Here is a 2511-nt window from a genome sequence, read left to right on the forward strand (position 1 = left end):
GGTGAAAACGACAGGTCGTTGTGCAGTGGTCAATATCTGGGTCGATCCTGCGGTGTATGCCCCGGGAACCATGGCTCAGACCATGTACAAATAAGATCACAAGTAAGTTCGCGAAATAAGTTCTAGCCATCATGTCGCAAACCAATGCATCCGGATGACTCGTCATCCGGATGCATTGGCACGCAGGAGAGCCGCAATGGAAAAGCAACAAATTGTAGACATGAATCACGTCATGAGTCACGTCATGAGTAACATCGCTTCCCTCATCGCTGCCCAAAAAACAACGCCTGGCGCGCTGCTGCCTATCCTCCATGCGATTCAGGAATCGGCCGGATATATTCCGACCGAAAGCGTACCTTTGATTGCGCAGGAGCTGAACCTCTCGCGCGCCGAGGTACATGGCGTAATCAGTTTCTATCACTATTTTCGGCAACAGCCGGCCGGCCGTCATGTGGTGCAGATTTGCCGCGCCGAAGCCTGCCAGGCCCGCGGCTCGGCGGCGCTGGAAGCCCATGCCAAGGCAGTATTGGAGTGCGACTTCCACGCGACCACCAAGGATGGCGAATTTAGCCTGGAACCGGTGTATTGCCTGGGGCAATGCGCTTGCGGCCCGGCCATCATGATCGACGATGAGCTGCACGCCAGGGTCAGCCACGGCAAATTGGACCGTTTGTTACAAACCAAGCGAGGTGCGCAATGAGCATCACCATCTACGTACCGCGTGATTCCACCGCGCTGGCACTCGGAGCCAATGAGGTTGCTGCAGCGATTGTCGCAGAAGCAGGTAAGCGCGGCCAGGAAATCACCTTGGTGCGCAACGGTTCGCGCGGCATGTTCTGGCTGGAACCGCTGGTGGAAGTCAGCACCGCGCAAGGCCGCGTCGCCTATGGTCCGGTTGAGCCGGAAGATGTAAGTAGCCTGTTCGACGCCGGTTTGCTGCAAGGCGGACAACATGGACTCAGCCAAGGCCTGACTGAGGAAATTCCCTATCTCAAAAACCAGGAGCGGCTGACCTTTGCCCGCGTCGGCATCACCGATCCGGTTTCACTGGACGACTACCTGGAGCATGAAGGTTATCTGGGCTTGCAAAACGCTTTGGCAATGCAGAGCGCTGATATCGTGCAGGAAGTGTTGGATTCGGGCTTGCGCGGACGCGGCGGTGCGGCTTTCCCGACGGGTATCAAATGGAAAACCGTACTGGGCGCGCAGAGTGCGCAAAAATACATCGTTTGCAATGCCGATGAAGGCGACTCCGGCACATTTTCCGACCGCATGGTGATGGAAGACGATCCCTTCGTCCTGATTGAAGGCATGACGATCGCGGGCCTGGCCGTGAACGCCAACTATGGCTATATCTACGTCCGCTCTGAATATCCGCATGCGATTGCGGTGTTGAATGAAGCGATAGTCACCGCCAACGCTCGTGGTTTCTTGGGTAAAAACATCCTCGGCTTTGGCAAGGATTTCCAGCTGGAAGTGCGCAAGGGCGCAGGTGCTTACGTCTGCGGTGAAGAAACCGCATTGCTGGAAAGCCTGGAAGGCAAGCGTGGCGTGGTGCGCGCCAAACCGCCGCTGCCAGCCATCGAAGGTTTGTTCGGTAAACCGACCGTGATCAATAATGTAATCACCCTGGCCAGCGTGCCGATAGTCCTGGCGCGAGGTGCCGCGTTCTACAAGAATTTCGGGCAAGGGCGCTCAACGGGTACCTTGCCGATGCAACTGGCAGGCAATATCAAATACGGCGGCCTGGTGGAGAAGGCTTTTGGCGTAACGCTGCGTGAACTGTTGTTCGATTTCGGCGGCGGCACGGAAAGCGGCAGGACCATGCGTGCGGTGCAGGTCGGTGGACCGTTGGGTCCGTACCTGCCACCCGCATTGTTTGATACGCCGCTCGACTATGAAGCCTTCGCCGCTGTCGGCGGCACGGTTGGCCATGGCGGCATCGTAGCTTTCGACGATAGCGTCGACATGGCGCAGCAGGCGCGTTATTCGATGGAATTCTGCGTAGTCGAGTCCTGCGGAAAATGCACACCTTGCCGTATCGGCTCCACCCGTGGCGTGGAAGTAATCGACAAGATCATCGCTAACTCCGGCACAAACCAGCACCAGCGCCAGCAACAGATCCATCTGTTGCGCGATCTGTGCGACACCATGGTCAACGGCTCCTTGTGTGCGATGGGAAGCATGACGCCGTTACCGGTGCTGTCGGCCTTGAATCACTTTCCGGAAGATTTTGGCGCGCCGCCTGCCGTAGCTGGCAAGGCAGCCTGAAGCGCTTACCAGATATCAAGCCGATGCGTGCGATCCAAGGGGTCCAGGTATCGGCCAACAGGAGAAACAGAGAATGAACCAGCTCAACGACATAGATTACGGTACGCCCGAGCGTTTGTCCGAACGCATGATTACCCTGGAAATAGACGGCGTCGACGTCGACGTGCCGGCCGGCACCTCGGTCATGCGTGCGGCCATGGATGCCGGCATCAGCGTGCCCAAGCTGTGCGCTACCGACAG

The 2511-nt window shown here is 57.6% G+C and carries 3 protein-coding genes; all 3 read left to right on the forward strand.

Annotation, left to right across the window (positions count from 1 at the left end):
• The first annotated feature begins 196 nt into the window (after nt 1–196).
• Complete coding sequence (locus tag BM205_RS23850) at nt 197–700, forward strand: formate dehydrogenase subunit gamma (protein WP_092417336.1); 504 nt, start codon at nt 197–199, stop codon at nt 698–700.
• Nucleotides 697–2271 carry a formate dehydrogenase beta subunit gene (locus tag BM205_RS23855; protein ID WP_092417338.1) on the forward strand — a complete coding sequence of 525 codons (1575 nt, stop codon included), beginning with the start codon at nt 697–699 and terminating at the stop codon, nt 2269–2271. Before BM205_RS23850 ends, BM205_RS23855 begins: the two co-directional genes overlap by 4 nt.
• A gap of 73 nt (nt 2272–2344) precedes the next feature.
• Nucleotides 2345–2511: 2Fe-2S iron-sulfur cluster-binding protein (locus BM205_RS23860; protein ID WP_139227393.1), on the forward strand; the 167-nt coding region annotated here is incomplete at its 3' end.

Origin of the sequence: Collimonas sp. OK307 (assembly GCF_900113705.1) — a bacterium.
Taxonomy (GTDB): domain Bacteria; phylum Pseudomonadota; class Gammaproteobacteria; order Burkholderiales; family Burkholderiaceae_D; genus Collimonas.